Source organism: Roseateles toxinivorans (assembly GCF_004362525.1).
GTDB lineage: Bacteria > Pseudomonadota > Gammaproteobacteria > Burkholderiales > Burkholderiaceae_C > Paucibacter > Paucibacter toxinivorans.
Map to the genome: position 1 here is coordinate 148,665 of NZ_SNXS01000001.1, position 23,276 is coordinate 171,940.

The 23,276-nt window shown below is 62.5% G+C and carries 23 protein-coding genes, 2 tRNA genes and 1 riboswitch; of the genes, 6 read left to right on the forward strand and 19 right to left on the reverse strand.

The window, feature by feature from the left end:
• Positions 1–9: 9 nt before the first annotated feature.
• Positions 10–624 carry a DUF4230 domain-containing protein gene (locus tag DES47_RS00645; RefSeq protein WP_133698742.1) on the reverse strand — a complete coding sequence of 205 codons (615 nt, stop codon included), beginning with the start codon at positions 622–624 and terminating at the stop codon, positions 10–12.
• Positions 625–771: 147 nt separating this feature from the next.
• Here DES47_RS00645 and DES47_RS00650 point away from each other — a divergent pair, with 147 nt between their 5' ends.
• On the forward strand, positions 772–1,065 hold the full coding sequence (locus DES47_RS00650; RefSeq protein ID WP_133699665.1) for a helix-turn-helix domain-containing protein: 294 nt from the start codon (positions 772–774) through the stop codon (positions 1,063–1,065).
• 262 nt (positions 1,066–1,327) lie between these two features.
• Here DES47_RS00650 and DES47_RS00655 read toward each other — a convergent pair whose 3' ends face one another.
• The 3 genes from DES47_RS00655 to DES47_RS00665 form a co-directional block, all read right to left on the reverse strand.
• The gene (locus DES47_RS00655) at positions 1,328–2,056 is read right to left on the reverse strand and encodes a DUF3800 domain-containing protein (RefSeq protein WP_133698743.1); all 729 of its coding nucleotides are present in this window, start codon (positions 2,054–2,056) and stop codon (positions 1,328–1,330) included.
• Positions 2,057–2,309: 253 nt separating this feature from the next.
• Positions 2,310–2,675 carry an H-NS histone family protein gene (locus DES47_RS00660; RefSeq protein WP_243748103.1) on the reverse strand — a complete coding sequence of 122 codons (366 nt, stop codon included), beginning with the start codon at positions 2,673–2,675 and terminating at the stop codon, positions 2,310–2,312.
• Positions 2,676–2,744: 69 nt separating this feature from the next.
• Positions 2,745–3,467, reverse strand: a complete 723-nt coding sequence (locus tag DES47_RS00665) for a hypothetical protein (RefSeq protein ID WP_133698744.1) — start codon at positions 3,465–3,467, stop codon at positions 2,745–2,747.
• 634 nt (positions 3,468–4,101) lie between these two features.
• On the opposite strand from DES47_RS00665, the gene DES47_RS28590 reads away from it, so the two are divergent.
• A complete protein-coding gene (locus DES47_RS28590; RefSeq protein ID WP_166651797.1) occupies positions 4,102–4,278 on the forward strand; it encodes a hypothetical protein in 177 nt (58 codons plus the stop codon).
• A gap of 233 nt (positions 4,279–4,511) precedes the next feature.
• The gene (locus DES47_RS00670; protein WP_166651798.1) at positions 4,512–5,273 is read left to right on the forward strand and encodes a PEP-CTERM sorting domain-containing protein; all 762 of its coding nucleotides are present in this window, start codon (positions 4,512–4,514) and stop codon (positions 5,271–5,273) included.
• Positions 5,274–5,628: 355 nt separating this feature from the next.
• On the opposite strand, the gene DES47_RS00675 is transcribed toward DES47_RS00670, so the two are convergent.
• From DES47_RS00675 to DES47_RS00745, 15 genes are all read right to left on the reverse strand, one after another.
• Complete coding sequence (locus tag DES47_RS00675) at positions 5,629–6,141, reverse strand: hypothetical protein (RefSeq protein WP_133698746.1); 513 nt, start codon at positions 6,139–6,141, stop codon at positions 5,629–5,631.
• A gap of 56 nt (positions 6,142–6,197) precedes the next feature.
• Positions 6,198–6,980 carry a hypothetical protein gene (locus DES47_RS00680; RefSeq protein WP_133698747.1) on the reverse strand — a complete coding sequence of 261 codons (783 nt, stop codon included), beginning with the start codon at positions 6,978–6,980 and terminating at the stop codon, positions 6,198–6,200.
• A 174-nt stretch (positions 6,981–7,154) separates the two neighbouring features.
• Positions 7,155–7,544, reverse strand: a complete 390-nt coding sequence (locus tag DES47_RS00685) for a glutathione S-transferase N-terminal domain-containing protein (protein ID WP_133698748.1) — start codon at positions 7,542–7,544, stop codon at positions 7,155–7,157.
• 98 nt (positions 7,545–7,642) lie between these two features.
• A tRNA-Asn gene (locus DES47_RS00690) sits at positions 7,643–7,718 on the reverse strand.
• A 100-nt stretch (positions 7,719–7,818) separates the two neighbouring features.
• Positions 7,819–7,894: transfer RNA gene (locus tag DES47_RS00695), tRNA-Asn, on the reverse strand.
• A gap of 36 nt (positions 7,895–7,930) precedes the next feature.
• On the reverse strand, positions 7,931–10,042 hold the full coding sequence (locus DES47_RS00700; protein WP_243748104.1) for a TonB-dependent siderophore receptor: 2,112 nt from the start codon (positions 10,040–10,042) through the stop codon (positions 7,931–7,933).
• A gap of 88 nt (positions 10,043–10,130) precedes the next feature.
• Positions 10,131–10,229: riboswitch (TPP riboswitch) on the reverse strand.
• A 124-nt stretch (positions 10,230–10,353) separates the two neighbouring features.
• Positions 10,354–11,454 (reverse strand): NAD(P)/FAD-dependent oxidoreductase, encoded by a 1,101-nt coding sequence (locus DES47_RS00705; RefSeq protein WP_133698750.1) that lies wholly within the window; start codon positions 11,452–11,454, stop codon positions 10,354–10,356.
• A gap of 12 nt (positions 11,455–11,466) precedes the next feature.
• Complete coding sequence (gene fdxA / locus DES47_RS00710; protein ID WP_133698751.1) at positions 11,467–11,790, reverse strand: ferredoxin FdxA; 324 nt, start codon at positions 11,788–11,790, stop codon at positions 11,467–11,469.
• 81 nt (positions 11,791–11,871) lie between these two features.
• Positions 11,872–12,651 (reverse strand): uroporphyrinogen-III C-methyltransferase, encoded by a 780-nt coding sequence (gene cobA, locus DES47_RS00715; RefSeq protein ID WP_133698752.1) that lies wholly within the window; start codon positions 12,649–12,651, stop codon positions 11,872–11,874.
• On the reverse strand, positions 12,651–13,958 hold the full coding sequence (locus DES47_RS00720) for a sulfate adenylyltransferase subunit 1 (protein ID WP_133698753.1): 1,308 nt from the start codon (positions 13,956–13,958) through the stop codon (positions 12,651–12,653). The genes cobA and DES47_RS00720 overlap by 1 nt, the downstream gene beginning before the upstream one ends.
• On the reverse strand, positions 13,958–14,917 hold the full coding sequence (cysD, locus tag DES47_RS00725) for a sulfate adenylyltransferase subunit CysD (protein ID WP_133698754.1): 960 nt from the start codon (positions 14,915–14,917) through the stop codon (positions 13,958–13,960). Before cysD ends, DES47_RS00720 begins: the two co-directional genes overlap by 1 nt.
• Entirely contained in the window at positions 14,914–15,675 is a 762-nt protein-coding gene (locus DES47_RS00730; protein WP_133698755.1) for a phosphoadenylyl-sulfate reductase, read from the reverse strand. The genes cysD and DES47_RS00730 overlap by 4 nt, the downstream gene beginning before the upstream one ends.
• A 17-nt stretch (positions 15,676–15,692) precedes the next feature.
• Positions 15,693–16,202, reverse strand: coding sequence for a DUF934 domain-containing protein (locus tag DES47_RS00735; protein ID WP_133698756.1), 510 nt, complete (start codon positions 16,200–16,202; stop codon positions 15,693–15,695).
• Between the two features lie 11 nt (positions 16,203–16,213).
• On the reverse strand, positions 16,214–17,932 hold the full coding sequence (locus DES47_RS00740) for a nitrite/sulfite reductase (protein WP_133698757.1): 1,719 nt from the start codon (positions 17,930–17,932) through the stop codon (positions 16,214–16,216).
• Between the two features lie 9 nt (positions 17,933–17,941).
• Entirely contained in the window at positions 17,942–18,709 is a 768-nt protein-coding gene (locus DES47_RS00745) for a sulfite exporter TauE/SafE family protein (RefSeq protein WP_133698758.1), read from the reverse strand.
• Positions 18,710–18,910: 201 nt separating this feature from the next.
• Between DES47_RS00745 and DES47_RS00750 the strand changes: the two genes are divergently transcribed.
• The 3 genes from DES47_RS00750 to DES47_RS00760 all read left to right on the forward strand — a co-directional run bounded on the left by DES47_RS00750 (position 18,911) and on the right by DES47_RS00760 (position 23,155).
• Complete coding sequence (locus tag DES47_RS00750; RefSeq protein ID WP_133698759.1) at positions 18,911–19,708, forward strand: substrate-binding periplasmic protein; 798 nt, start codon at positions 18,911–18,913, stop codon at positions 19,706–19,708.
• A gap of 147 nt (positions 19,709–19,855) precedes the next feature.
• The gene (locus DES47_RS00755; RefSeq protein WP_133698760.1) at positions 19,856–21,949 is read left to right on the forward strand and encodes a 3-hydroxyacyl-CoA dehydrogenase NAD-binding domain-containing protein; all 2,094 of its coding nucleotides are present in this window, start codon (positions 19,856–19,858) and stop codon (positions 21,947–21,949) included.
• Positions 21,950–21,979: 30 nt separating this feature from the next.
• Complete coding sequence (locus DES47_RS00760) at positions 21,980–23,155, forward strand: acetyl-CoA C-acyltransferase (RefSeq protein WP_133698761.1); 1,176 nt, start codon at positions 21,980–21,982, stop codon at positions 23,153–23,155.
• Positions 23,156–23,276: the final 121 nt, after the last annotated feature.

Below are 23,276 nucleotides of genomic sequence, written 5' to 3' on the forward strand. Positions count from 1 at the left end.
GGGGTGATGTCACTGCCACACAAAGGTGGCCGTCCAGCCGGACGCGTGGAACATCGGGGTCAGGACTTGCTCGGCGTTCTTCTTGGCTTCAGCGATCCACTGCGGTGAACTGCAATACCTGCTGATGTCCTTCTCGGCGGCGGCCCAGCCGTTGTTGGTGGCGGCGATCTGGTGGGCCGAGCTGGGGATGAGGTACTGAAGACCTTCTTCGGTCTGCGTGTAGAAGTACGAGCCACCGGCCTCACGGGCTGCATGGCTGACCCTGGGCTGCAATAGGCGCGGCACCGGCAGTACGACACGCAAGGACTTGGTTTGCTGCTGGACTTGCTCGTATCGAGCGGCCTGCAGGTTGGTGCTGATCTCGCAGTCACCGCGCACGACCATCAAGACCTTGGTGCCGCCCAATCGAAGTTCGTAGGGCGTCAACGGAATGTCCTGGGTGCGCTTCTGAAAGAACTCCAGGATGTTCGCGTAATGGAGCCGCAGCGTGACCAGCTCGCCGGCCTTTTCGGCAGACAGCTGGGGCGGTGGCAGCTGCACAGGGGCAGGGCGGTTGAAGTACTGCCAACCGATGATCGCCAATGAGACTGCGACAACGGCGGGAAGCGGGCGGGTAATGTTCATCGACGAGAGGACTCCCTATGGCGTGTACCTGCCGCAAGCCGAAGCGCACAGCCGTGTTACGTATAACGTAACGACAATTATGCGTGCTGTTACGAGACTCGAAACATGTCTCGCGGCCCTCTCAACTCCTCTATCGTCGGTCGTCGAATGCGATCACGCCGGGAGACGCTGGGCTGGTCTCAGGAGCGGGTAGGGGTGGCGGTCGGGATTGAAGAATCCAGCAGTCGCACCCGTATCAGTCGCTACGAGTCCGGCGTCCATGAGCCGCCAACGCAGACGGCCAGGCTCATTGCCAAGGCTTTGAAAGTGCCATTGGCGTATCTGTACTGTGAGGACGACGCAGTGGCCGCCCTTCTTGTATCGCTGTACCAGCTGAGTGCGGGTGAGCGTGAAGTCAGGGTGGGGCAGTTCAGCGTGATGCTGGCTGAGGGCGGGTCCTAGGGCCAACAAAGGCGCTCAGAGGGCCTGGAAAAGCAAAAGCCACCTCGGCGGGTGGCTTTGCGGGTGCGTCTTGAGGATGTGCCGAGGTGGCTACGCCGCCGGAGAACGGCAAAAACCTGTTTATTTGTACAGTATTTGACGGAAACGACTATGCGCCTTTGCATAGATCAGGTACAGTTCAATCGACTTCTAAGGGCCGAAACCTCTACCTACGGTTGAGGGCGCGACAAGGGTCGTGGCTGTATGCCTAGGCCTTTAGAACTCACCTTTTCTTCTTGTACTGGAACGGCCAGACGGCGAAGCGCGTAGCTTGCGCTGAATTTAGCCGGTGAGGACGTTCATTCTCTAGTGCCCTCCTGACAATGTGTTCAGCGAGGGCTTTTTTGTGCACGGAACAATCCGGCTTGTTCTCATGCAGGTTCTTTTTAAAACCAATCACACCCAGCAATACATCATTTAGCTGGATCAGATCGCAGTTTTTCGAATTCTTAAATCGAATTCGCTTAAACGGCATACTGGTAATGTCGAACTGGCATAGGTGATTGTTCAACATCGGCCGAAGCTCTTCCGGGTTGTGCTTGGTAGTTCGATCGTCCAAGAAAACCTCAATTCCGTGGCGCTCACCGTATTTCCGCCCGAATTTATGTAAGAGAAGTTGATAGATTAGCTTGTTGAAGCCAATCTCTGCTTGCCCACCATTGAAACGATGATGATCGAAGGTGTGTGTGTCAACGTATAGCGCTCTAAAGTGCATATCATCTTGGCGACTTGCTTCGAAGAATACGTCTACATAGTCCCTATAGAACGCGAGCTTGGCACCGCTAACCTTGCTCCACTTGACCTCACCGTGAGTGTTGTGTCGCTGCCTTACCGCAGCTAGCTGTTCCAAAGCTAGTGGTACAAGCGCCCTTCTTATCGCGAGTGCACCGAGGCAAAGATATCTGTGGCCATTGGTGCAGCTTTCGTCGCCATACACATCAAGCATTTCCATGAGCCATTGTCACAGAGAACTTTATCCACAGCTGTGGATAACAATGTGTGTATTACGTGGGAAAGATGTTGATAGCCTACTTGCCAGGCGCCGGATGCGTTGACACCTTGGGCGCGGCTCTCAGATGGGCGGATTCCTCGACCCAGGGTGTCAGCGTTTGCAGCCGTTCAGGTGATGTCGCGCAGATAGCAAAAGCCACCGCAGTGGGTGGCCTGGTGGTGTGCGTCGTGATGACGCGCTGGGGCGCTCCGCGTCAGACAGCGAAATCGTCGATCTTGGCGCCGGCCTCGATCTTCGCCTTGAGCCACTTGGGCTTCAGGCCTCGGCCGCTCCATGAGGCGCCGGTTTCCTTGTCGCGGTACTTGGCGGCGACCTTGGAGGGCTCCTTGATCTTGCTGCCCCTGGGTGCCCGTGCGGACAGGTCGGCGATGGTCAGGTCATATCGCGCCATCAGGTCCCGCACCTGCTGGATGGCGCCGGAGAGTTCGGCCTCTTTGGTCTGAGCGATTTGGGCGTCCAGTGCGGCGCGTTGGGCGAGGAGGTCTTTGAGGGTGTTGTGGCTATCTGAGACGAATTCAGACTGGTGAAGCGTGTTGGAAAACATATTGGCCGCGATCAAGGGCGATCCAAAATCTTGGGTAGTCATTAATTTATGAATTCAACTCCGAGTTTGGCTCGCAAGCTTTCTTTAGCGTGGCGACAGGACTTCTGAGTCGGCCTCTAAGGCTGCCCTGCTTTGCTTACCTGAAGGCCTAAACTTTTCGATCTTTCCGAGCACGTCAGCCTTCGATTGTGAATTGAGCACTACGGCTAACTCGCGCTTGGCATCCTGAAAGTACTTGAAGTGTTTGCTAAATATGACGAGATAGAAGATAGCCACGCACAAAATAAGAACGACAAATCCGCCAAAGAACGTATAGGACAAAGTGTCTTTGTTATCGAGCAGAGCTCGGCAGATTCCGAGGTAAATATACGAGTTTACAATGCCGAGACTCAGGAATGCTACACCCAAAATTACTACGGAAGCTGTTGGCACAGCTAGGGCTTGGCGTGTCTTATTTGCGGTGCCCGATATCCAAGTCTCAAACTCGTCCATATCGTCCCGGTTGTCGGGTAAATGTATGAAATGAAGATCTGCCGACATAACGGCCTTCATTCCCGCATTTGCGCACAGATGGCACGCGTGGTGCATTGTTGCGGCAATGGTAAATATCGTCAGCAAGCCAGCGCTAAGGACAATTGCGAAGGGTACTCGGCCGGCACTCTGTTCGAGAGTGGATAACGGCGTTAGTAGTAGTGCCTGATTGATAAAGAAGTAGACCGTTGCGAATCCAACCATCATTATTCTGTGGTGAGAAGCCAATTCTGCATAGTAATCGAGTAGGTTAATAGTCACACTATCTTGTTGCACTTGATCTCCCTTCTGTAGCCTTTTTGGGTGCGTGCGCAAGTGCGCAGCTAGGTGCATAGCTCAAATCGTCTGACATTTGATCACTTCTACCGCTTCGGGGAAAGGCGTGCTATCGCGCTCACCAGCGTCTGCTCCGGCAATGCGATGGCTAGCTGTCGCTTCCCAAGAGGCTGTTGACCAGAAGTAGTCGGAGAAGATGGCCTCGTGGTGTGCCTCGGTATGACGTGCTACCTCACACCTTCAGAATAGCCGAGTGCAATGCCGCCTCGGAGCGTGACAAGATCATCGAGAGCCGCTCATGCCTGACCGACGATGCTGGCCTCGGTGATAGCAGATGACTCGTTTCCTGGCAACATCACTTAGCGTGGTGCGCTCTGGCAAGTCGCCCCGTCTTGCCCTGCAGCCGCATTAACCTTGCCAAACGTCAGTCCGAGTTCGCCCCGGGCCTGCCGATCGAAGTGTCAGGGTTCCGCCGGGCCATAGCGCCCCATAGTCGGCCATCCAAAGGTCCGGATGGGGGTAGGCATGCCGTACCCCGAGGTCGGCCCACAGGTGGCTGTTCTGGCCCAGGGCGAGGCCGTCAAGGTGGTGGTGACGCGTGTCAGTACACTTTGAGTGTGACGGAGGATCCAAGATGACCAATGAGCAAAGCCAAAACGGCGTCGCCCGCTTTCTCAATAGCCCGCCCAAGCTTTTCGGCTCAGTTGTTGCAATTTGGGTGATTTGGCTCTTGTTGCATCGGTTCTTCGGCAGGCCCTTGCGCATTCTGGACAGTTCAGCCAAGTTGCGAGCTAAACAGCTCATGGCCTGACGTAGGCTGAGGATCACTGCTGATCAAATAAAAGGTTATGGGGCTGAATTGGTAAGCTGCCGGCCGGCAACGCAGTACGAAAACGCCAGCATCTGCGGGTTTCCCCTGCCTCGATTCAAGGGGGATGGAACTAGGTATGTGCAAATGCTTGCAGGATGGGCCTTGTCGAATGTTCAGACGCATTCAAAATGCTGGTATTCCAAAGCACAAAGACTACTGGGAGTGTTGATACCATGAAGCGAGTGTTCAGATCGGCCGCGGTTGCGGCATTAGTTTTTGCCACTTCTGCACAAGCGGCGGGCGTACTCGGGCAAGGCACCTGGGAAAGTTCCCTGCAACCACGGGATTTGGACGGAAATTTCTCAAATGGCGCCGAAGCGTATTACGACACGACACTGAATGTCACTTGGTTTCGAGATTTCATAGGGGGGTTTGAAGGTTTCGATGCGGCAAAGCAAGCGGCTCAAGCAACAAGATTTGGGATTTCAGGGTGGCGAATGCCGGCCATGATTGACTCAGGTTCACCCGGGTGCGAATCCTTTCAATATGCCGGTGGTACCGACTGCGGATACAACGTACTAACTAAGAGCGGGAATTTGAGCACTTATGAGATTGGGCAAATTGTCTATAGCGAAATGGCTCACTTGTTCTATGTGACGTTAGGAAATAGGGCTTACTGTGCCGTCGGCGACAGTTCTTGCGATACCCATCCTTTAGACTTTGGACTATCGAATACCGGACCGTTCAATGGCCTTCAAACGGATGTTTACTGGCTTGATCTGGAGGACGCAGCAAATCCTGGGAACGCGTGGTATTTTGCGACAATTGACGGTAGCCAATCTCCGGGATTTGGCGGGAAGAACAACAGTTTGATGTTTGTTCGAACGTTGCATGACGGCGATGTCGGAGTTTCTCTTGTCCCAGAACCTACGACCACCACCCTTATGCTGGTAGGGGTTTGGACGTTACTCGCAATTCGTAAAAATCGCCGTTGAAGATCGTTTTTGCTGCGACAAGGCATCCATTTTATGAGGCCATCGCGCTTGGGGACCCGATGCCAGAAGCACCGTCATCTGCTGCCGACTTCTACCTAGACCACCTTGGCAAAGGGCAAGCTGCAATTGCAGCAATGCACGCGGGCTGACGGAGGTCGCAGCCACCTCGTCGAAGGCTTGCCATAGCCCAGGTCCGCTGATCGACGCGCCTGGGTTTTCCTCCACGGCACGCCATACCGCCCCATAGCGAGCCAGCCAGTGACCCGGGTGGGGGTAGCCATGCGTCGCCCCGAAGTCGGCCCACAGGCTGCCGCTCTGGGTTAACGCGAGGGGTTGGAGCTGGCTAGAAGACCGGCTACCGACCCCGGTCGTGGAGCGATCCATCGCTGCCAAGCCAAACGCCGTCACTGAGGTAGACATCTTCGCCGTGATCGCCCAGAGCGAGCTCGTCGTAAAGGTTGCGTCTTTCAACGACGGGTCTGTCGTTTAGCCTTGGCAAGCTGTCAAAGATCTCGAAAAATCTTCCGAAAGCACGCTGGTTGTCCTTGTCGAATGCTTCGTCACTCTGGCCGGGGTCACGGGTGATGACGCAAACCTTCACATACTCCCTTCCCTTCCGGTCTCTTTCGACTGTAGGCCGGGTATTCAACTCCGCTCCAAGACGTAAAGCGGCCTCGACTAGCCGACGCTGGTCCGCACAAGCCAGAACACGACCGTGGTCTTCGTCAGCCGTCGCGGTCATTAGTGACCACTCAGGCTCAGCCCCAAGTACCCTCAGGAAAGCCGTGCGGTTTCTGACGACGACAAAGCTCTCGTCGCTTTCCAAGCCAACTTTGCTGGATTCAAGCAGGAAGAATTCATCAGTCATGTGTGAAGAGTACTCGGCAAAGCATTAATGGTGACCTGAGCTTGAACCCTGGCGGCTTACCGAGCGGCGTTGCTGGCAGCCTTGTTAGTGGTGGCCCACAGATCTCGTAGTCCTGCCAAGCCGGCTGGGCGAGTCGAGTGCAAACTGGGGTGTGCAATGCCGAAATAGATTCTGCGTTGGCCGTTGCGGTCATGCACGAAATAGCGGCCGTCTCGGTAGTCGTCGCTGATGTGTACAACGTCAGTTCTGGGCACGCCGAGCGCCTCGCGAAAGAAGTTGAAGGAGCTTTCGGTAGCTCCGTTGCCTAGGCACAGCACCAGTCGGACGTTGCAGCGCTCCAGCAACTGATCTATCACCGGAAAGAACTTGGCTTGGAACAGCGATTCCATTTTCGGCAATTGCATTTGAGCTAGCAACTGCCGAAGGGCGGCGGTGTTTGGGGTTTGAAGCCAGATCGCGTTCAGCGCAAGTGTTTGGCGAAGGTCAATACCCAGCTCGGTAGCAATGCGGTCCACCGTCTTTTGGTGTCGCTGCTGATGCACTTTCTTGAACTCGACCAAGCTCGATTGGCACCTTGAACATGTCTCGTACCTAGAAAAGAATGGTTCGTGCCAACACGTGTCTAGATAGCCGCTGAACCTCCTTCGTCCTTCCTGCGAATAGCGGTCGAGGTTCTCGCGCATTGGTGGCAATTCACTGCCGCCTGGGTTTAGGCCAATGATTGCTACGCCATTGGGGTGGCTCAACGCATCGAGGCTTCCGAAGTAGACCTCGCCGGGCTTCTCCAGCAGGTCGGCACAATGGAGTTCGATCAGGGCACGTAGTTCATCAAATGTCATGCACTCGACTCTACGGGATGAATTCCCTGAAACTGCGGTCGCCCCATTTTGAATTGCTGACCACGTCAACGACTCCGATGCCGATCTTCTCGGCCGACCATCACCGCTCGCCCAAGAAAAAAGCCCCACTCGCGCCAAGCATGCAGGGCTTCATTTGGCTCTCCTACACCCAGGTCACACAGCAAACCGTCCCCGCAAGTGATCAATGATCGCGCCCGACTCAGTCAACCACTGCACCGATCCGTCAGCGCTGGTGATCTTCAAGCAGGGCACCTTAGCCGCTCCCGAACCCTGCAGCAGTGCCGTTCGATTCAGAGCGTCATGCTGAGCGTCCAGCCGCGCGATCGGCAGTGACAGGCGATGCATTTCCTGCCGAACCTTGATGCAGAACGGGCAGGTCTTGAATTGGTAGAGCACCAGGCCATTGCACTGGCTATCGACTTCGGCCTGCTGTTCGGCAGAGCGCCGCAGGGCAGCGGGGCGAGACAGGCGCTCTTTCATCAGCATGACCGGGCCGAGCAGGATGCGCAGGGTCCTGAAGAAGAATCGAATGAGTGGCTTCATGTGGGATGGGGTCGGGTGAATGGCGTCGTCGATCTGATTGCTCGGCGCCAAGAAAGAAAAAAGCCCCACACGCGCTTGGCATGCAGGGCTTCATCATTTGGCTCCTCGACCTGGGCTCGAACCAGGGACCTACGGATTAACAGTCCGGCGCTCTACCGACTGAGCTATCGAGGAATTGTTCGGTGGTGCTAGGGCGCGCTGAAAACAGCAGGCCCTCATAAATTGAAAAACCCGCTTCACTTTGATGTGAAGCGGGTTTCCGTCTTCTTTTCTGTGGCTCCTCGACCTGGGCTCGAACCAGGGACCTACGGATTAACAGTCCGGCGCTCTACCGACTGAGCTATCGAGGAACAGAGCCTCGCATTATAGACTGATTTTCTGGTGACTCACAACTGGATTTCCAAACTGGCGCGCCAGGTGCGCGGGGCCAGCGGATAGAGGTAGCTGTGCTCGTACTGGTAGGGCGATTCCTTCCAGGCGCGGCGGTTGGTGAGGTTGTCCACGCCCACGCGCCAGGTCAGCAGCTGGCGGCCCCAGGTCTGGTCGAGGCGGGCGCCGGCGTCCAGGCGCGTCCAGCCGGGGATGCTGAGGCTGTTGTCGGGCAGCACCGGGCGCGGGCCCTCGTAGACCAGGCCGGCCTGGAGTTGCAGGCCGGGCAGGGCGGCGATGGCCTGGCGGGCCTGCAGCTTCAGGGTCGTCTCGGGCACATTCTCCTTCTTCAGGCCGTTCAGGCTGGCGTCTATGCTGCCCTGGCGGCGTGCCCGCAGCTTCATTGCGCTGACCAGCAGGCCGCCGCCGGTCCACTTCAAGTCGGCCTGCGCCTCCAGGCCGCGGTGGTGGGCCTCGCCGTCGGCCTGGCGCACGCAGCTGTTGGCCGCGCTGCAGGCGCCGATGTCGCGCCACAGCGGCTGCTTGACGTCGAACCAGTTGACCGACCAGTCCACCGTATTGCTGCCGGCCTTGAGACCGAACTCGAACTGCTCGCTCTTCAGCGCGGCCAGAGCCTGGCCGGCATTGCGGTAGCGGCTGCGGTTGGGCACCACCTCGGACTGCACGCCCTGACCCCAGCTGGCATAGAGCATGTGCTGGGCGCTGAGCGCGTAGCTGATGCCCAGCCAGGGGGTGGTGAAGCCTTGCGCGTAGCCGGTGGCACGCGAGCCATCGGTGCGCACGCTGTCGCGGTGCAGGCGGGTGTGGCGCAGGCCCAGCCAGGCCTGCCATTGCTCGCTGAAGCGGATGGCATCGCGCACATACAGCTCGGTGCTTCGCTCGTCGCGCAGCGTGTTCTCGTCGGTCAGGCTGGGGTCGGCCGTGGTGGGTACCTGGCCGCTGATATTGCCGGTGCCGGCCCAGTTGTACGCCTGGCGCTGGAAGCGGCTCTTGAAGCGGGTGAGCAGCACACCGGTGTTGATGTCATGGCGCAGGCCGGCGGTGACGAACTTGCCGGCAAGCGACAGGTCCAGCGCATCGCTGTTGCGGCGCTCGTTCTCGCTGCGGAAGTCGTACATGTCGAAGTCGCCATTGGGGCAGTAGCGGTCGGCGTAGTAGGTGCCGTCGGCGGCGCTGCAGCCGAAGGGGTAGGCCAGGCGGTCATCGGTGGTGAGGCGTTGCACGCCCAGGTGCGCCTGGGCGCGCCAGTCGGCGCTCAGGCGCTGCTGCACGCGCACAGAGGCGGTCTGGTTGTCGAACACCACCGGCTGCGACCAGGCCTGGTTGTTCAGGTTGATGCGCGGATCGATGGCCTTGGGGTCGGGCAGTGTGTTGCCCAGCAGGCTGAAACCGGGCTGGCTGGGCTGGCTCTGGCGATTCAGCTCGAACTCGGCCTCGACGCGGGTGTCGGGCGACAGCAACCAGTCGCCGGCCATGGCCAGCAGATGGCGCTCGCCCTTCGCATCGCGGAGCTGCGGGTCAAGGTGCGCGGCGCTGGCGTTGACGCGCAGGCCGAACACCGGACCGAAGCGATGGTTCCAATCCAGCCCGGCCTCGACCGTGCCGCGTTCGCTATAGCCCAGGCTCAGGCTGGTGAAGTCGGTGGCCAGCGGGCGCTTGACGATCATGTTCACCAGGCCACCGGGGGCGCTGGTGCCGGCCTGTATGCCGCTGGTGCCCTTGAGCACTTCCAGCGCCGACTTGTTGCCCAGCGGCAGCGCCGTCTCGGCGTTGATGGGCAGGCCGTCGCGTCGGTAGTTGAAGCGGTTGTCCAGGTCGAAGCCGCGGATCTTCAGGTAGGAGACATAGCCCTGCGAGTTGTAGGCATCGCTGAGGCTGGCGTCCAGCGTGGTGATGCCAGCCAGCGAGCTGATGCCCAGGTCGTTCAGGCGCTCACTGTTCAACACCGTGGCCTGCATCGGCAGCTTGGCTATCGGCGTGTCGCCAAAGCCGCCCACGGACACCGGCGTATCGACCGAGCGGCCGCTGACCGACACGGTGGGCAGCGTTTGCGCGAATGCAGCCGTGCCGCAAACAAGGCCGGCCGCAGCGGCCAGCAGGGACTTCATGGGAATGTGATGTGCCATCTTGGGTACAGACAGATGGCAGGTCGGCTCGACAGGGCCCGAGCGTCCGAGAGAAAGGACAGAGTGACGGCGGGCTTGATGCGTGCTTCCCTGCGCGAGGATTACCTCAATCAGGTTCAAAGGGACTTTCTCAGTCGAACCTTTCGGTTCAACACCCCTAGCGAGTGGCTGCAGGCACTTGATCCTGCAGCGGGTGCGATTGTAGCTGCGTTGGAATAGACAAAGCCCACGCGGGGTGGGCTTTGGCGGCGGGGCTCTGCTGGGCCCCGCATTGCATGCGGGCTAGGAACGGTTCAGTCGAAGACTGGCGACTCCACGCCGAGCACCTTGTGCAGCTTCGGGCTGGTGGTGGTGTACTGCAGGTGGATGCGCTTTTCCGGGAAGATATAGGGCGCGGCACCGAAGGCGGCGAGCGCTGCCTCGTGGAAGCCCGACAGGATCAGCTTTTTCTTGCCCGGATAGACGTTCACGTCACCGACGGCGAAGATGCCCGGCGTGCTGGTCTGGAATTTCTCGGTGTCGACAACGATCTGCTTGCGGTCGATGTTCAGGCCCCATTCGGCGATCGGGCCCAGCTTCGGGCTCAGGCCGAAGAACACCAGCACCTGGTCGCAGGGCACGACGCGCGTCACGCCGTCACCGCCGGTGACCTTGACCGCGTTCAGCGTGCCGCCGTCTTCGACGATGTCGGTGACCTGGCCGACGATGAACTGCATCTCGTAGTTGTCGCACAGCTCCTTCATCTTGGCCACATTGGCCGGCGCGGCACGGAAGCCGTCGCGGCGATGGACCAGGATCACGCTCTCGGCCTTGTTCGGGCCGTCGTTGACGAAGTTCAGCGCCCAGTCGAGGGCCGAGTCACCGCCGCCTACGACCACCAGGTTCTTGCCGGCGAACTGTTCGGGGTTGCGCACGCGGTAGTGCAGCTGGGTGCCGTCGTACTTCTCGATGCCATCGACCTTCAGGGTGCGAGGCTGGAACGAGCCCACGCCGCCGGCGATGAAGATGGTCTTGGTGAGGAAGGTCGTGCCCTTGCTCGTCGCCACAAAGAAGCGGCCGTCATCCAGACCCTCGACGGTGGTGACCTCCTGGCCCAGATGGAAGGTCGCGCCGAAGGGCTCGATCTGCTTCATCAGGTTGTCGGTCAGCTCCTTGCCGGTGCACACGGGCACGGCCGGGATGTCGTAGATCGGCTTGTCGGGATACAGCTCTATGCATTGGCCGCCGGGATAGGCCAGCGAATCGATGATGTGGGCCTTGATCTCAAGCAGGCCCAGCTCGAACACCTGGAACAGGCCCACGGGGCCCGCGCCGACGATGACGGCATCGGTCTCAATCGCGCCTTCATGGGCGAGGGCGGTCTCTTTGATTTCTTGGTTCACTTGCAGGTCCATCGGCGGCTCGTTTCAGCGTATCAGTTCAGACAATTTGTCGGTGCGGTCTTTCCACTCATCGGCATCGGGCAACGGGCCCTTGCGTTTGGTGATACTGGGCCACTTGCGGGACAGATCTGCGTTGATCTTGATCATGTGCTGCTGATTGCCCGGCACATCTTCCTCGGGCACGATGGCGTTCACCGGGCACTCGGGGATGCACACGGCGCAGTCGATGCACTCGTCCGGGTCGATGGTGAGGAAGTTGGGGCCCTCACGGAAGCAGTCGACGGGGCAGACATCGACGCAGTCGGTGTACTTGCAGCGGATGCACGATTCGAGAACGACGTGGGTCATGGAGCAACTCTGATGGAGGCCTGGGTTGCCGCGGCTCAAACCTCCTGGTCTGGCGCGGGTCGTAAGGGAAAACGCGTGATTTTAGACGGGGATGGCCCTGTTTGACCCATGAGGCATGTCAAGGCGAAGGGACTTTGCGGGCTTTTGCGCTGCGGAATGCACCGGAATCAACGCTTTGGCGCCCGCGCCCACCGTCACCACGGCCGGCCGGCCCCGGTGCAGCATGGCGGCGGCGGCCAGGCTGGCGACCGTGTGGTCGCTGGCAATCTGGTCCATGCAGCCGGCCCGCGAGACCACGCAGATGGGCGTGTCGGCCGGCCAACCGGCCTCCAGCAGCTTGCGCGATAGCGTCGGCAGCTGGCGCCCGGCCATGTAGAACACCTCGGTGTCGGCGCTGCGGGCGGCCTGCAGCTCGCCCTCGCGCGTCATCGCCGTGGTCAGGCTGACGCTGCGGCCGGTGCCGCGGCGGGTCAGCGGGCGTTGGGTGAGGGCTGCGGCGGCAATCGCGGCGGTAACGCCGGGCACGACCTCGCACTCGATGTCGGCCTCATGCAGGGCCAGCAGCTCTTCTTCGAGGCGGCCGAACACGCTCGGGTCGCCCCCCTTGAGCCGCACCACCTGCTGGCTGCTGCCGTACTTGACCAGCTTGGCATTGATGGCGGTCTGGGCCGTGCTGTCGCAAAAGCCGCGCTTGCCCACGTCTATCCACTGGGCGTGCGGGGCCAGGTCGCGCAGGGCCGGGTCGGTCAGTGCATCGAAAAGCACCACCTCGGCGGCTGCCAGCGCGCGGGCGCCGCGCACGGTGATCAGATCGGCGGCGCCGGGGCCGGCACCGACGAAGACGACGCGTCCGGTGCTCATTACGCCTCCTTGCTCACCAGCAGCGCGCCGCTGGTCCGGTTGGTGGTGGGGTCGACGACGATCAGCGCCCCGCCAACGCGGTTGTCCGCATAGGCCTCCACCGGCAGCGCCTGCTGGGTCTGGATCTGCACATGGCCGATCTCGTTGACGGCCAGCTGCTCGGCATCGCTCTCCTGCAGGCTGTGGATGTCCAGCCGATGGCGGATGGCGGTGATGCGGGCCTGCGTCCAGCGGTTGCCATGGCGCACCCAGTATTTGCGGCCGACGACGGCCGGCTCGGTGTCCAGCCAGGCCAGGGTCGCCTCGAACTCCTGCTTGGGCGTGGCCGTGCCGGGGGTGACGATCCAGTCGCCGCGTGACACGTCGAGTTGCCGATCCAGCACCAGCCCGGCCGACTCGCCGGCCACGCTGCGCTCAACGACGCTGCCGGCCCGGCGCACCTGGGCCACGATGGCCTGCTGGCCGCTGGGCAGTATCTGCACCGCGTCACCGGCCTTGACCTGGCCGTGGGCGATGCGGCCCCACAGGGTTCTGGGCTGGTTGCCGGTGCCTTCACCCTCGCGGGCGACGTACTGCACCGGCTGCAGCAGATTGCATTCGACCTTCTCCTGCACGCTGGGCAGGCTTTCGAGCACCTGCAGCAGCGACGGGCCCTGGTACCAGGTGGCGTCCAGCGGCTGGGTGACGTTGTCGCCGCGCAGGGCGGACACCGGCACGATGGCTGCGACTTCGATGCCGGCCTGGCGTGCAAAGGCCTTCAGTGCCAGGCTGACCGCTTCGAAGGCCGGGCCGGGGTCGGCCACGGCGTCGAGCTTGTTGACGGCAAAGACGATGCTGGGCACGCGCAGCAGATGGGCCAGCAGGCTGTGGCGTCGCGTTTGCGGCAGCAGGACGACCGGGCTTTGGGTGGTGTCCAGCTTGGTGATGTCCACCAGCACGACCGCTGCGTCACTCCCGGCCGCTGCCGTGACCATATTCCGCGTGTACTGCTCATGCCCCGGCGCATCGGCAATGATGAACTTGCGGTGCTTGGTGGCGAAGTAGCGGTAGGCCACGTCGATGGTGATGCCCTGCTCGCGCTCGGCTTCCAGGCCATCGGTCAAGAGGCTCAAGTCGATCGGTTGGCCTGCCGCTCGCTTTTCCAGCGTGTCGAGCTGGTCGGCCAGGATGGCGCGGGAATCGAACAGCAGGCGACCGATCAGGGTGCTCTTGCCGTCATCGACGCTGCCGGCGGTCAGGAAGCGCAAGGCGCGGTGATTGGTATCAACGTCCTGGTCGTGGATCAAGTGGTTCAGTACAGCGCTCATCAGAAGTAGCCCTCTTTCTTGCGGCGTTCCATAGACGAATCCGAGGTGCGGTCGTCCATGCGCGTGGCGCCGCGCTCGCTGACCGTGACGGTCAGGGTTTCGGCAACGATGTCGGCGGCCGTTTCGGCGTCGCTCTCCACCGGGCAGGTGCAGGTCATGTCACCGACGGTGCGGAATCGCACTTCGGCCGTTTCGACCACCTCGCCGGCCTCGGGCGGCGTGACCTCGGTCAGCGGCACCAAGAGGCCCTTGCGGCGGATGACCTGGCGGTCATGCTTGAAATAGAGGCTGGGCAGCGGGATGTTCTCGCGGTTGATGTAGAGCCACACATCGAGCTCGGTCCAGTTCGAGATCGGGAAGGCGCGGAAGTGTTCGCCCGGGCGGATGCGGGTGTTGAACAGATTCCACAGCTCGGGACGCTGTTCCTTGGGCTGCCATTGGCCGAACGAGTCGCGGTGGCTGAAGATGCGTTCCTTGGCGCGGGCTTTTTCTTCATCGCGGCGGGCGCCGCCGATCAAGACGTCGAAGCGGTGTTCTTCGATTGCTTCGAGCAGGGTCACGGTCTGGTGGCCGTTGCGGGATTCCAGTGGGTGCGACAGGCGCACCGTGCCCTTGGCGATCGACTCGTCCATGTGGGCGACGATCAGGCGCTCGCCCATCTCGGCGATGCGCTGGTCGCGGAACGCTATCACCTCGGGGAAGTTGTGGCCGGTGTCGACGTGCAAGAGCGGGAAGGGCAGGCGGCCCTTGAACTCCTTGCCGGACACGTGGTTCTTGAAGGCCTTCTCGGCCAGACGCAGCACGACGCAGGAGTCCTTGCCGCTGGAGAACAGCAGCGCCGGGCGCTCGAACGCCGCGGCCACTTCGCGAAGGATGAAGATGGCTTCCTCTTCCAGATGGTCGAGGTGACGGTGGTCCAGATCGGGCAGCAGCTTGTCAATGTTCACGGGGGCGTTCATGCCGTTGCTCCTTCGGTTTTCTTCACATGCAGGCCGCATTCCTTGGCCGACTCGTCCTCCCACCACCAGCGGCCGGCGCGGAAGTCCTCGCCGACGGCGATCGCGCGGGTGCAGGGTTCGCAACCTATGCTGGGCATGAACTGGTCATGCAGCGCGTTGAAGGGCACATCGAAGGTCTCGATGTAGTGCCACACGTCGGCCCAGCTCCAGTCGGCCAGCGCGTTGAACTTGACGCGGCCCTGCGCGTCCAGCTCGTCGAAGGGCACGACCGCGCGGTTGGCCGACTGCTCGCGGCGCAGGCCGGTGATCCAGCCGGTGCGACCGGCCAGCATGCGTGACAGGGGTTCCAGCTTGCGGATGCCGCAGCATTCCTTGCGCAGGGCCAGGCTTTCGTACATCGCCTTTTCGCCGCGCACGCGGACGAAATGGATCACGCTGTCGTGCACGGGACTGAACACCTCGACCTTGCGGCCATAGCGGGCCTCGATCTGTGGAATCAGCGCCAGGGTTTCGCTGTGCAGCTTGCCGGTGTCCAGCGTAGCGATGGCGATCGGCAGTTTGTGGCGGGCGATCAGGTCGGTGATGACCATGTCTTCGGCGCCCAGGCTGGTGGACTGCACCAGGCCGGCGCCATGTCGGGCGGCGGCGGCCTGCAGCCGCTCGACGGCTGAGGCCAGGCGCTCGGCAAAGCCGGCCGTCTCACGGGCATACAGCCCAATGGCCGAGGCGGTGGCCGGACCGCCGATGGGGGAGAGCATGGAAACTGCTTCGCTCATCACAGCACCTGTGCCGCTGGTTGCTCGGCCGACTTCAGGAACCAGGGCCGGTTGTCCTGCGTGTCGCCCTGGTAGTGGGCCGGGAAGAATCCCAGCGCGCGCTGGGCCGCGTTGATGCTCTGGTCATGGCGCAGCACGACGGCATCGAAACCGGTGCGCTGCAGCAGTTGCAGCATGTCGACCAGCACGTCGCCGATGGCGCGCACCTCGCCGGCATAGCGGTAGCGCGAGCGCAGCAGGCGGGCTTGGCTGTAGGCGCGGCCGTCCACCCACTTGGGGAACTGCAGCACGATCAGGCTCAGGCGGGGCAGGTCCTGCTCCAGCGTCTCGATGTCGGCGTCATTGGGCACGATCACGCCGGTGGCCAGGCCCGCGGGCCAATGGTCGCGCACGGCATGCCATTGCTCCAGGCTCAAGAGCAGGTGGGGGCGGGGATCGGGATCGGGCTTGGGTCCGTCTTCGCCAATCACCTGGTGCCAGGCGTCTTGATGGGTGTCAATGAACTTCATGTCGTGATCCTTCAGGCGGTGACCGCGGCGGCAACATGGCTGGCCGCGCCGGTGGAGGTGCGCACGGCGTTGGCCGGTGCCTTGAACGGCTCCAGGCCGATGCGGCGCACGGTGTCGATGAAGCGCTCGCCGGCATTGCGTTGCGCGCGGTAGGTCTGGACCACCGTCTCGATCACGTCGGCCACCTCGTCGGCGGCGAAGGACGGGCCGATCACCTTGCCGGGCACCGAGGCGCCGCTGAGGGTGGAGCCGTCCGAGCCGCCCAGCGAGACCTGGTACCACTCCTTGCCGTCCTTGTCGACGCCGAGGATGCCGATATGGCCGCTGTGGTGGTGGCCGCAAGAGTTGATGCAGCCGCTGATGTGCAGGTCGATGTCGCCGATGTCGTAGAGCTCGTCGAGGTCTTCGTAGCGTTCGGTCAGCGTTTCGGCGATCGGGATCGAGCGGGCGTTGGCCAGCGCGCAGAAGTCGCCGCCGGGGCAGGCAATCATGTCCGTCAGCAGGCCGATGTTCGGCGTGGCGAAGCTGGCGGCCTTGGCGGCCTGGAACAGCTCGGCCAGATCGCGCTCGCGCACCCAGGGCAGCACCAGATTCTGGTCATGGCTGACGCGCAGCTCGCCCTGGCTGAAGCGGTCGGCCAGGTCGGCTGCCAGCTCCATCTGGGCGTCGGTGGCGTCGCCCGGTGCCTGGCCGGTGCGCTTCAGCGACAGCGTCACCGAGCGGTAGCCACTGACGCGGTGGGCATGGACGTTGCGGGCTATCCAGCGGCGGTAGGCTTGGCTTGCATCGGCGCTGAGCAGCTCGATGCGGTCAAGCGGCTGCACGGCGGCGGGCGTCACGAAGTGCGCGGCCACGCGGTCCAGCTCGGCCTGGGGCACGATGTGGGCGGCGCCCTGTTCGTCACGCTCCAGGATGTTCTTGAACTCGAGGTGGACGGCGTCGATGAACTTCTGGCCCTCGGCCTTGACCAGGATCTTGATGCGCGCCTTGTAGGCGTTGTCGCGCCGGCCGTAGCGGTTGTAGACGCGCACGATGGCCTCGATGAAGACCAGGATCTGGTTCCAGGGCAGGAAGTCTTTGACCACCGTGCCGATGATGGGCGTGCGGCCCATGCCACCGCCGACCAGCACCTTGAAACCGACCTCGCCGGCCTCGTTCTTCAGCAGCTGCAGGCCGATGTCATGCCAGGCGATCGCGGCGCGGTCTTCCACGGCGCCGCTGACGGCGATCTTGAATTTGCGCGGCAGGAAGGCGAACTCGGGGTGCAGGGTGCTCCACTGGCGCAGGATCTCGCAGTAGGGCCGCGGGTCGATGATCTCGTCGGCGGCCACGCCGGCCAGCGCATCGCTGGTGATGTTGCGTATGCAGTTGCCGCTGGTCTGGATGCCGTGCATGTCCACGGCGGCCAGTGCGTCCATCACGTCGGCGCTCTTGACCAGCGGAATCCAGTTGTATTGCAGGTTTTGGCGGGTCGTGAAATGGCCGTAGCCGCGGTCGTACTCGCGGGCGATTGCCGCCAGCGTGCGCAGCTGTTTGCTGCTCAACGCGCCATAGGGCACGGCCACGCGCAACATCGGCGCATGGCGCTGCACATACCAGCCGTTCTGCAGGCGCAGCGGACGGAACTCATCGTCGCTCAGCGAGCCGGCCAGATTGCGCTCCAGCTGGTCGCGGAACTGCGCGGCGCGGGCGTGGACGAATTGGCGGTCGAAGTCGTTGTAGTGATACATCGTGGGTTCTTAGTGAATGACTTTGAGGCCGGCCAGCACCAGCGAGCCGCACAGCAGGCCGCGCACCAGGCCCTCGGGCAGCTTGCGCGTCAGCTGCGCACCAAGCCAGATGCCGGGAATGGAGCCAATCAGCAGCGGCACCAGCAGCGGCCAGTTGACATTGCCCAGCGTCGCGTGGCCGATGCCGGCCACCAGGGTCAGCGGCACGGCGTGGGCGATGTCGCTGCCAACGATCTGGCGGGCCGACAAACGGGGGTAGATCAACAGAATCAGCGTCGCGCCGATGGCACCTGCGCCGATCGAGCTGAGCGACACCAGCACGCCCAGCAGCACGCCGGAGAGCACGGTCAGCAACGGCTTGCGCGGCTCGGTGATGTAGCGCTCCAGCTTCAGGCCGACGATCTGCCACGACTGCTTGAAGGCCACCACGACGGCGGTCAGCAGCAGGGCAATGCCCAGCGAGAAGGTCAGTGCCGCCGCCCAGCCCTTGGTGATGCCGGTGAAATGCATCAGCGCCACGGTGACCAGCGAGGCCGGAATGCTGCCGGCCAGCAGGCGGCGGGTAATCTGCCAGTTGACATGGCCGTGGCGCGCATGGGCCACCGAGCCGGACATCTTGGTCAGCGCCGCAAACCACAGGTCGGTGCCTATGGCCACAGCCGGGTTCAGCTTGAACACCGACAGCAGCAGGGGCGTCATCAGCGAACCGCCGCCCACGCCGGTCAGACCGACGATGGCGCCGACGCCAAATCCGCTTGCTACAGCTATCCAGTCCAAATCCGCCCCTTGAAGGAGGTCACCCTGGTGGCAACCCTAGGGTGCGGACTGTAAGCAGGCTTTATATATAGACAAACTACTGATTCGTAGATTGCATATATTGAATATGCATATGAAGAATCTGAGGTGTTGGGTCATAGCCTAAACTCGGTGTCACAGGGATGCCTGAACGCCGTAGAGCGGTGCATGGGGAAAAGTTGAATGCTCCGCTTGTTGCTGCAATCGTTGTTGCTTTGCGTGCCAGCCCTGGTGATGGCCGAGACCCGGCCGGTGACGATTGCCTTCGACGACGCTTACCCGCCCTATTGCTATGTCGAGAGCGGGCGATCGATGGGTGCCTACATTCTGTTGATGCGGCGCGCCGCCCAGGCACTGCCGGGCTGGGAGGTGAAGCTCTTGCCGCTACCCTGGGCCCGTGCCGTGCAGGAAGCCGAATTGGGCAAGGTCGATGCCTTCATGCCGCCCTACCGTGGCGTCGGGCGCAGCTGGGTCGGCCTCTACGCCGGCCCGGTGAATCGTGAAGAGATCGTGCTTTCCTGCCGACCCTCGACCCAGCTCGGGCCGGCCAGTCATTGGCCGCAGGACTTCGTCGGCAAGCGCATCGGTGTAATGCGCGGCTCTCTGCTGAGTCAGGCCCTCGTCGATGCCTTCAAGCAGGGTCAGGTGCTCAGGCGCGAGTTCCGCCTGACCCGCGACGCATTGACCGCCCTGGCCAGTGACCAGATCGACTGCTATGCCAACGACAAGCTCAGCATCGAGTTGGCCCATGCGCAGGCGCTGGGCGACAGCCTCTGGGCCTCGCGCGTGCCCGCCCAGCTGGAGCCACCGTTCGTGCTTTCGGTACAGCCGGCCTATATCGGCTTCTCGCAGCAGTCGCTGCTCAATCGACCAGAGCTGGCCGAGTTCGCTCGCGCCTTGGACGCCCAACTGGCCCAGATGCGCGCCAGCGGCGAGCTGGCGCGCTTGATGGCACAGCTGGCCGCGCGGGCGGACGACTGAACGCCCTTGTCCCGCGCCCGCGGCCATGTCACGGCCGGGACATGGACAGTTCGAAGCTTCGTCCTAGAATCGAACGGTCGTTCTATTTCGAGGCCCTGGCAGTGCCCGGGCCTTTCGGTTGCATTCGCGGAATTAAAGGGGTCATGCATGAGCGCCAGCTATGAAGTCCGGGGTGACGTTGCCGTCATCACATTGAGCAACCCGCCGGTCAACGGCCTGGGTCACGAGACCCGCCGGGCCGCGGCCGCCGGCATCGAGCAGGCCGAGAACGATGCCGCCGTCAAGGCGATCGTCATCACCGGCGCCGGCAAGGCCTTTTCCGGTGGCGCCGACATCAAGGAGTTCGGCAGCCCCAAGGCCCTGGCCGAACCGAATCTGCACAGCCTGATTGCCGTGGTCGAGAACTGCAGCAAGCCGGTGGTGGCTGCCATCCACTCCGTTTGCATGGGCGGTGGCCTGGAGCTGTCGCTGGGTTGCCACTACCGGGTCGCGTCACCGGGCGCCAAGATCGCCCTGCCGGAAGTGAAGCTGGGCCTGCTGCCCGGCGCCGGTGGCACGCAGCGCCTGCCGCGCGCGCTGGGCGTGGAGCCCGCACTGAACATGATCGTCAGCGGCGAGCCGGTGAACAGCGAGATGCTGGCCATGGTGCCCGGCCAGAAACTGTTCGACAAGATCATCGAGGGTGACCTGATGGAGGGCGCGCTGGCGCTGGCCCGTGAGGTCGCCGATGTGCGCCCGCTGCCAAGGGTGCGTGACCTGAAGGCGCGCCACGCCAGCCCCGAGGCCTACTTCCAGTTCGCCCGCAATATGGTCGGCGGCATGAGCAAAAACTTCCCGGCACCGCTGCGCTGCCTGGAAGCGGTGGCCGCCTCGGTCTCGATGAAGTTCGAGGACGGCATGAAGGCCGAGCGCGAGGGCTTTCTGGCGCTGATGCAGACGCCCGAGTCCAAGGCCCTGCGCCACGCCTTCTTCGCCGAGCGCGCCGCCAGCAAGATTGGCGATGTGCCTGACGACACGCCCATCCGCAAGATCGACAAGGTCGCCGTGATCGGCGCCGGCACCATGGGTGGCGGCATCAGCATGAACTACCTGAATGCCGGCATTCCGGTCGTTATCCTGGAAACCAAGCAGGAGGCGCTGGACCGCGGCGTGGCCACGATCAAGAAGAACTACGAGGCCCAGGTCAAGAAGGGCAAGCTGAAAGAAGACAAGTACCAGCAGCGCATGGCCCTGCTGAGCACGACCCTGAACTACGCCGACATCGGCTCTGCCGATCTGGTCATCGAGGCGGTGTTCGAGGAGATCGGCGTCAAGGAAGCGGTGTTCAAGCAGCTCGACGAGGTGATGAAGCCCGGCGCGATCCTGGCCTCCAACACCTCGACCCTGGACGTCAACAAAATCGCCAACTTCACCAAGCGTCCGCAGGACGTGGTGGGCATGCACTTCTTCAGCCCCGCCAATGTGATGAAGCTGCTGGAAGTGGTGCGCGGCGCGGCCACAGCCAAGGACGTGCTGGCCACGGTGATGCAGCTGGCCAAGAAGATCAAGAAGACGGCGGTCGTCTCCGGTGTCTGCGACGGCTTCATCGGCAACCGCATGATCGAGCAGTACTCGCGCCAGGCGGGCTTCCTGCTGGACGAAGGCTGCAGCCCGCAGCAGGTGGACAAGGCGGCCGAGAAGTTCGGCTTCGCGATGGGCCCGTTCCGCATGGGCGATCTGGCCGGCAATGACATCGGCTGGGCGATCCGCAAGCGCCGCTACCAGGAGAAGCCGAATCTGAACTACTCGAAGAGCGCCGACCTGCTGTGCGAGCTCGGCCGCTACGGCCAGAAGACCAGCGCCGGCTGGTACGACTACCAGGCCGGCAAGCGCGACGCGATCCCGTCGCCGGTGGTCGCCGAGATGCTGGAGAAGCACCGCGCCGCCAAGGGCATCACGCCGCGCCAGATCAGTGACGACGAGATTGTCCACCGCCTGGTGTTCGCGCTGGTCAACGAGGCCGCGCATCTGCTGGAGGAGGGCATCGCCCAGCGCGCGTCGGATGTGGACATGGTCTATCTGACCGGTTACGGCTTCCCGCTGTGGCGCGGCGGCCCGATGTGCTACGCCGACACGGTCGGCCTGTTCAACGTCGTGCAGGCGATGAAGAAGTTTGCCAAGAACCCGCTCGATGACGCCGCCTTCTGGGAGCCGGCGCCGCTGATCAAGCGCCTGGTCGCCGAAGGCAAGAGCTTCTCTTGAGCCCAACCATTCAAGCGAGAACAGAACATCATGAGTAAAGCAGTCATTGTTTCCACCGCACGCACCCCGCTGGCCAAGAGCTGGAAGGGCGCCTTCAACATGACCCATGGCGCGACCCTGGGCGGCTTTGCCGTCAAGGCCGCCGTTGAGCGCGCCGGCATCGAGGCCGGCCATATCGAGGACGTGCTGATGGGCTGCGCCACGCCCGAGGGCGCGACCGGCGGCAATATCGCGCGCCAGATCGCGCTGCGCGCCGGCCTGCCGATCACGGTGGCCGGTGTCACCATCAACCGCTTCTGCTCCAGCGGCCTGCAAACCATTGCGATGGCCGCGCAGCGCGTCATCGCTGGCGAGGGCGACGTCTATGTGGCCGGTGGCGTTGAGAGCATCTCCTGCGTGCAGAACGAGGCGAACCGCCATATGTACGCCGACACCTGGCTGGTCAAGAACAAGCCGGAGATCTACTGGAGCATGCTGCAGACGGCCGAGCAGGTGGCCAAGCGCTACAACATCTCGCGCGAGCGCATGGACCAGTACGGTGCGCAGAGCCAGCAGCGCGCCTGCGCCGCCCAGGCCGCCGGCAAGTTTGCCGACGAGATGATCAGCGTCACCACCACCGCCGGCGTGGCCGACAAGGTGATGGGCCTGATGACCAAGGAAGTCACCATCAGTGCCGACGAAGGCCTGCGCGAGGGCACGACCTATGACGGCATCAAGGACCTGCGCTCGGCCCTGCCCGGCGGTGTGATCTCGGCCGGCAATGCCAGCCAGTTCTCGGACGGCGCCGGTGCCTGCGTGGTCGTCAGCGAGCAGTATGCCGAGACCCATGGCCTGAAGCCGCTGGGCCGCTTCCTCGGCTTTGCCGTGGCCGGCTGCGAGCCCGACGAGATGGGCATAGGTCCGGTCTTCGCCGTACCCAAGGTCTTGAAGAAGCTGGGTCTGACCGTGTCCGACATCGATCTGTGGGAACTCAACGAAGCCTTTGCCGTGCAGGTGCTGTATTGCGCCGACACGCTGGGCATCCCGATGGACCGCCTGAACGTCAACGGCGGCGCGATCGCCGTGGGTCACCCCTATGGCGTGTCGGGCCAGCGCCTGACGGGACACGCGCTGATCGAAGGCAAGCGTCGCGGCGCCAAGCGCGTCTGCGTGACGATGTGCATCGGAGGCGGCATGGGCGCTGCCGGGATCTTCGAGGTTCTCTGAGGCTGGCAGTCCCGGATTGCATCCGGGCTACGGAGAGATGGGTCGTTCCGGATTGCATGTGGTGGCCTTGTAGCCCGGATGCAATCCGGGGGCCTCGCAACAATCCACCCGAGACACTGCC

Excerpts from the sequence above, each read along its gene's own strand:
- DES47_RS00645 (WP_133698742.1), bottom strand. The coding sequence starts at position 624 with ATGAACATTACCCGCCCGCTTCCCGCCGTTGTCGCAGTCTCATTGGCG.
- DES47_RS00650 (WP_133699665.1), top strand. The coding sequence starts at position 772 with ATGCGATCACGCCGGGAGACGCTGGGCTGGTCTCAGGAGCGGGTAGGG.
- DES47_RS00655 (WP_133698743.1), bottom strand. The coding sequence starts at position 2,056 with ATGGAAATGCTTGATGTGTATGGCGACGAAAGCTGCACCAATGGCCAC.
- DES47_RS28590 (WP_166651797.1), top strand. The coding sequence starts at position 4,102 with ATGACCAATGAGCAAAGCCAAAACGGCGTCGCCCGCTTTCTCAATAGC.
- DES47_RS00670 (WP_166651798.1), top strand. The coding sequence starts at position 4,512 with ATGAAGCGAGTGTTCAGATCGGCCGCGGTTGCGGCATTAGTTTTTGCC.
- DES47_RS00675 (WP_133698746.1), bottom strand. The coding sequence starts at position 6,141 with ATGACTGATGAATTCTTCCTGCTTGAATCCAGCAAAGTTGGCTTGGAA.
- DES47_RS00680 (WP_133698747.1), bottom strand. The coding sequence starts at position 6,980 with ATGACATTTGATGAACTACGTGCCCTGATCGAACTCCATTGTGCCGAC.
- DES47_RS00685 (WP_133698748.1), bottom strand. The coding sequence starts at position 7,544 with ATGAAGCCACTCATTCGATTCTTCTTCAGGACCCTGCGCATCCTGCTC.
- DES47_RS00700 (WP_243748104.1), bottom strand. The coding sequence starts at position 10,042 with ATGAAGTCCCTGCTGGCCGCTGCGGCCGGCCTTGTTTGCGGCACGGCT.
- DES47_RS00705 (WP_133698750.1), bottom strand. The coding sequence starts at position 11,454 with ATGGACCTGCAAGTGAACCAAGAAATCAAAGAGACCGCCCTCGCCCAT.
- fdxA (WP_133698751.1), bottom strand. The coding sequence starts at position 11,790 with ATGACCCACGTCGTTCTCGAATCGTGCATCCGCTGCAAGTACACCGAC.
- cobA (WP_133698752.1), bottom strand. The coding sequence starts at position 12,651 with ATGAGCACCGGACGCGTCGTCTTCGTCGGTGCCGGCCCCGGCGCCGCC.
- DES47_RS00720 (WP_133698753.1), bottom strand. The coding sequence starts at position 13,958 with ATGAGCGCTGTACTGAACCACTTGATCCACGACCAGGACGTTGATACC.
- cysD (WP_133698754.1), bottom strand. The coding sequence starts at position 14,917 with ATGAACGCCCCCGTGAACATTGACAAGCTGCTGCCCGATCTGGACCAC.
- DES47_RS00730 (WP_133698755.1), bottom strand. The coding sequence starts at position 15,675 with ATGCTCTCCCCCATCGGCGGTCCGGCCACCGCCTCGGCCATTGGGCTG.
- DES47_RS00735 (WP_133698756.1), bottom strand. The coding sequence starts at position 16,202 with ATGAAGTTCATTGACACCCATCAAGACGCCTGGCACCAGGTGATTGGC.
- DES47_RS00740 (WP_133698757.1), bottom strand. The coding sequence starts at position 17,932 with ATGTATCACTACAACGACTTCGACCGCCAATTCGTCCACGCCCGCGCC.
- DES47_RS00750 (WP_133698759.1), top strand. The coding sequence starts at position 18,911 with ATGCTCCGCTTGTTGCTGCAATCGTTGTTGCTTTGCGTGCCAGCCCTG.
- DES47_RS00755 (WP_133698760.1), top strand. The coding sequence starts at position 19,856 with ATGAGCGCCAGCTATGAAGTCCGGGGTGACGTTGCCGTCATCACATTG.
- DES47_RS00760 (WP_133698761.1), top strand. The coding sequence starts at position 21,980 with ATGAGTAAAGCAGTCATTGTTTCCACCGCACGCACCCCGCTGGCCAAG.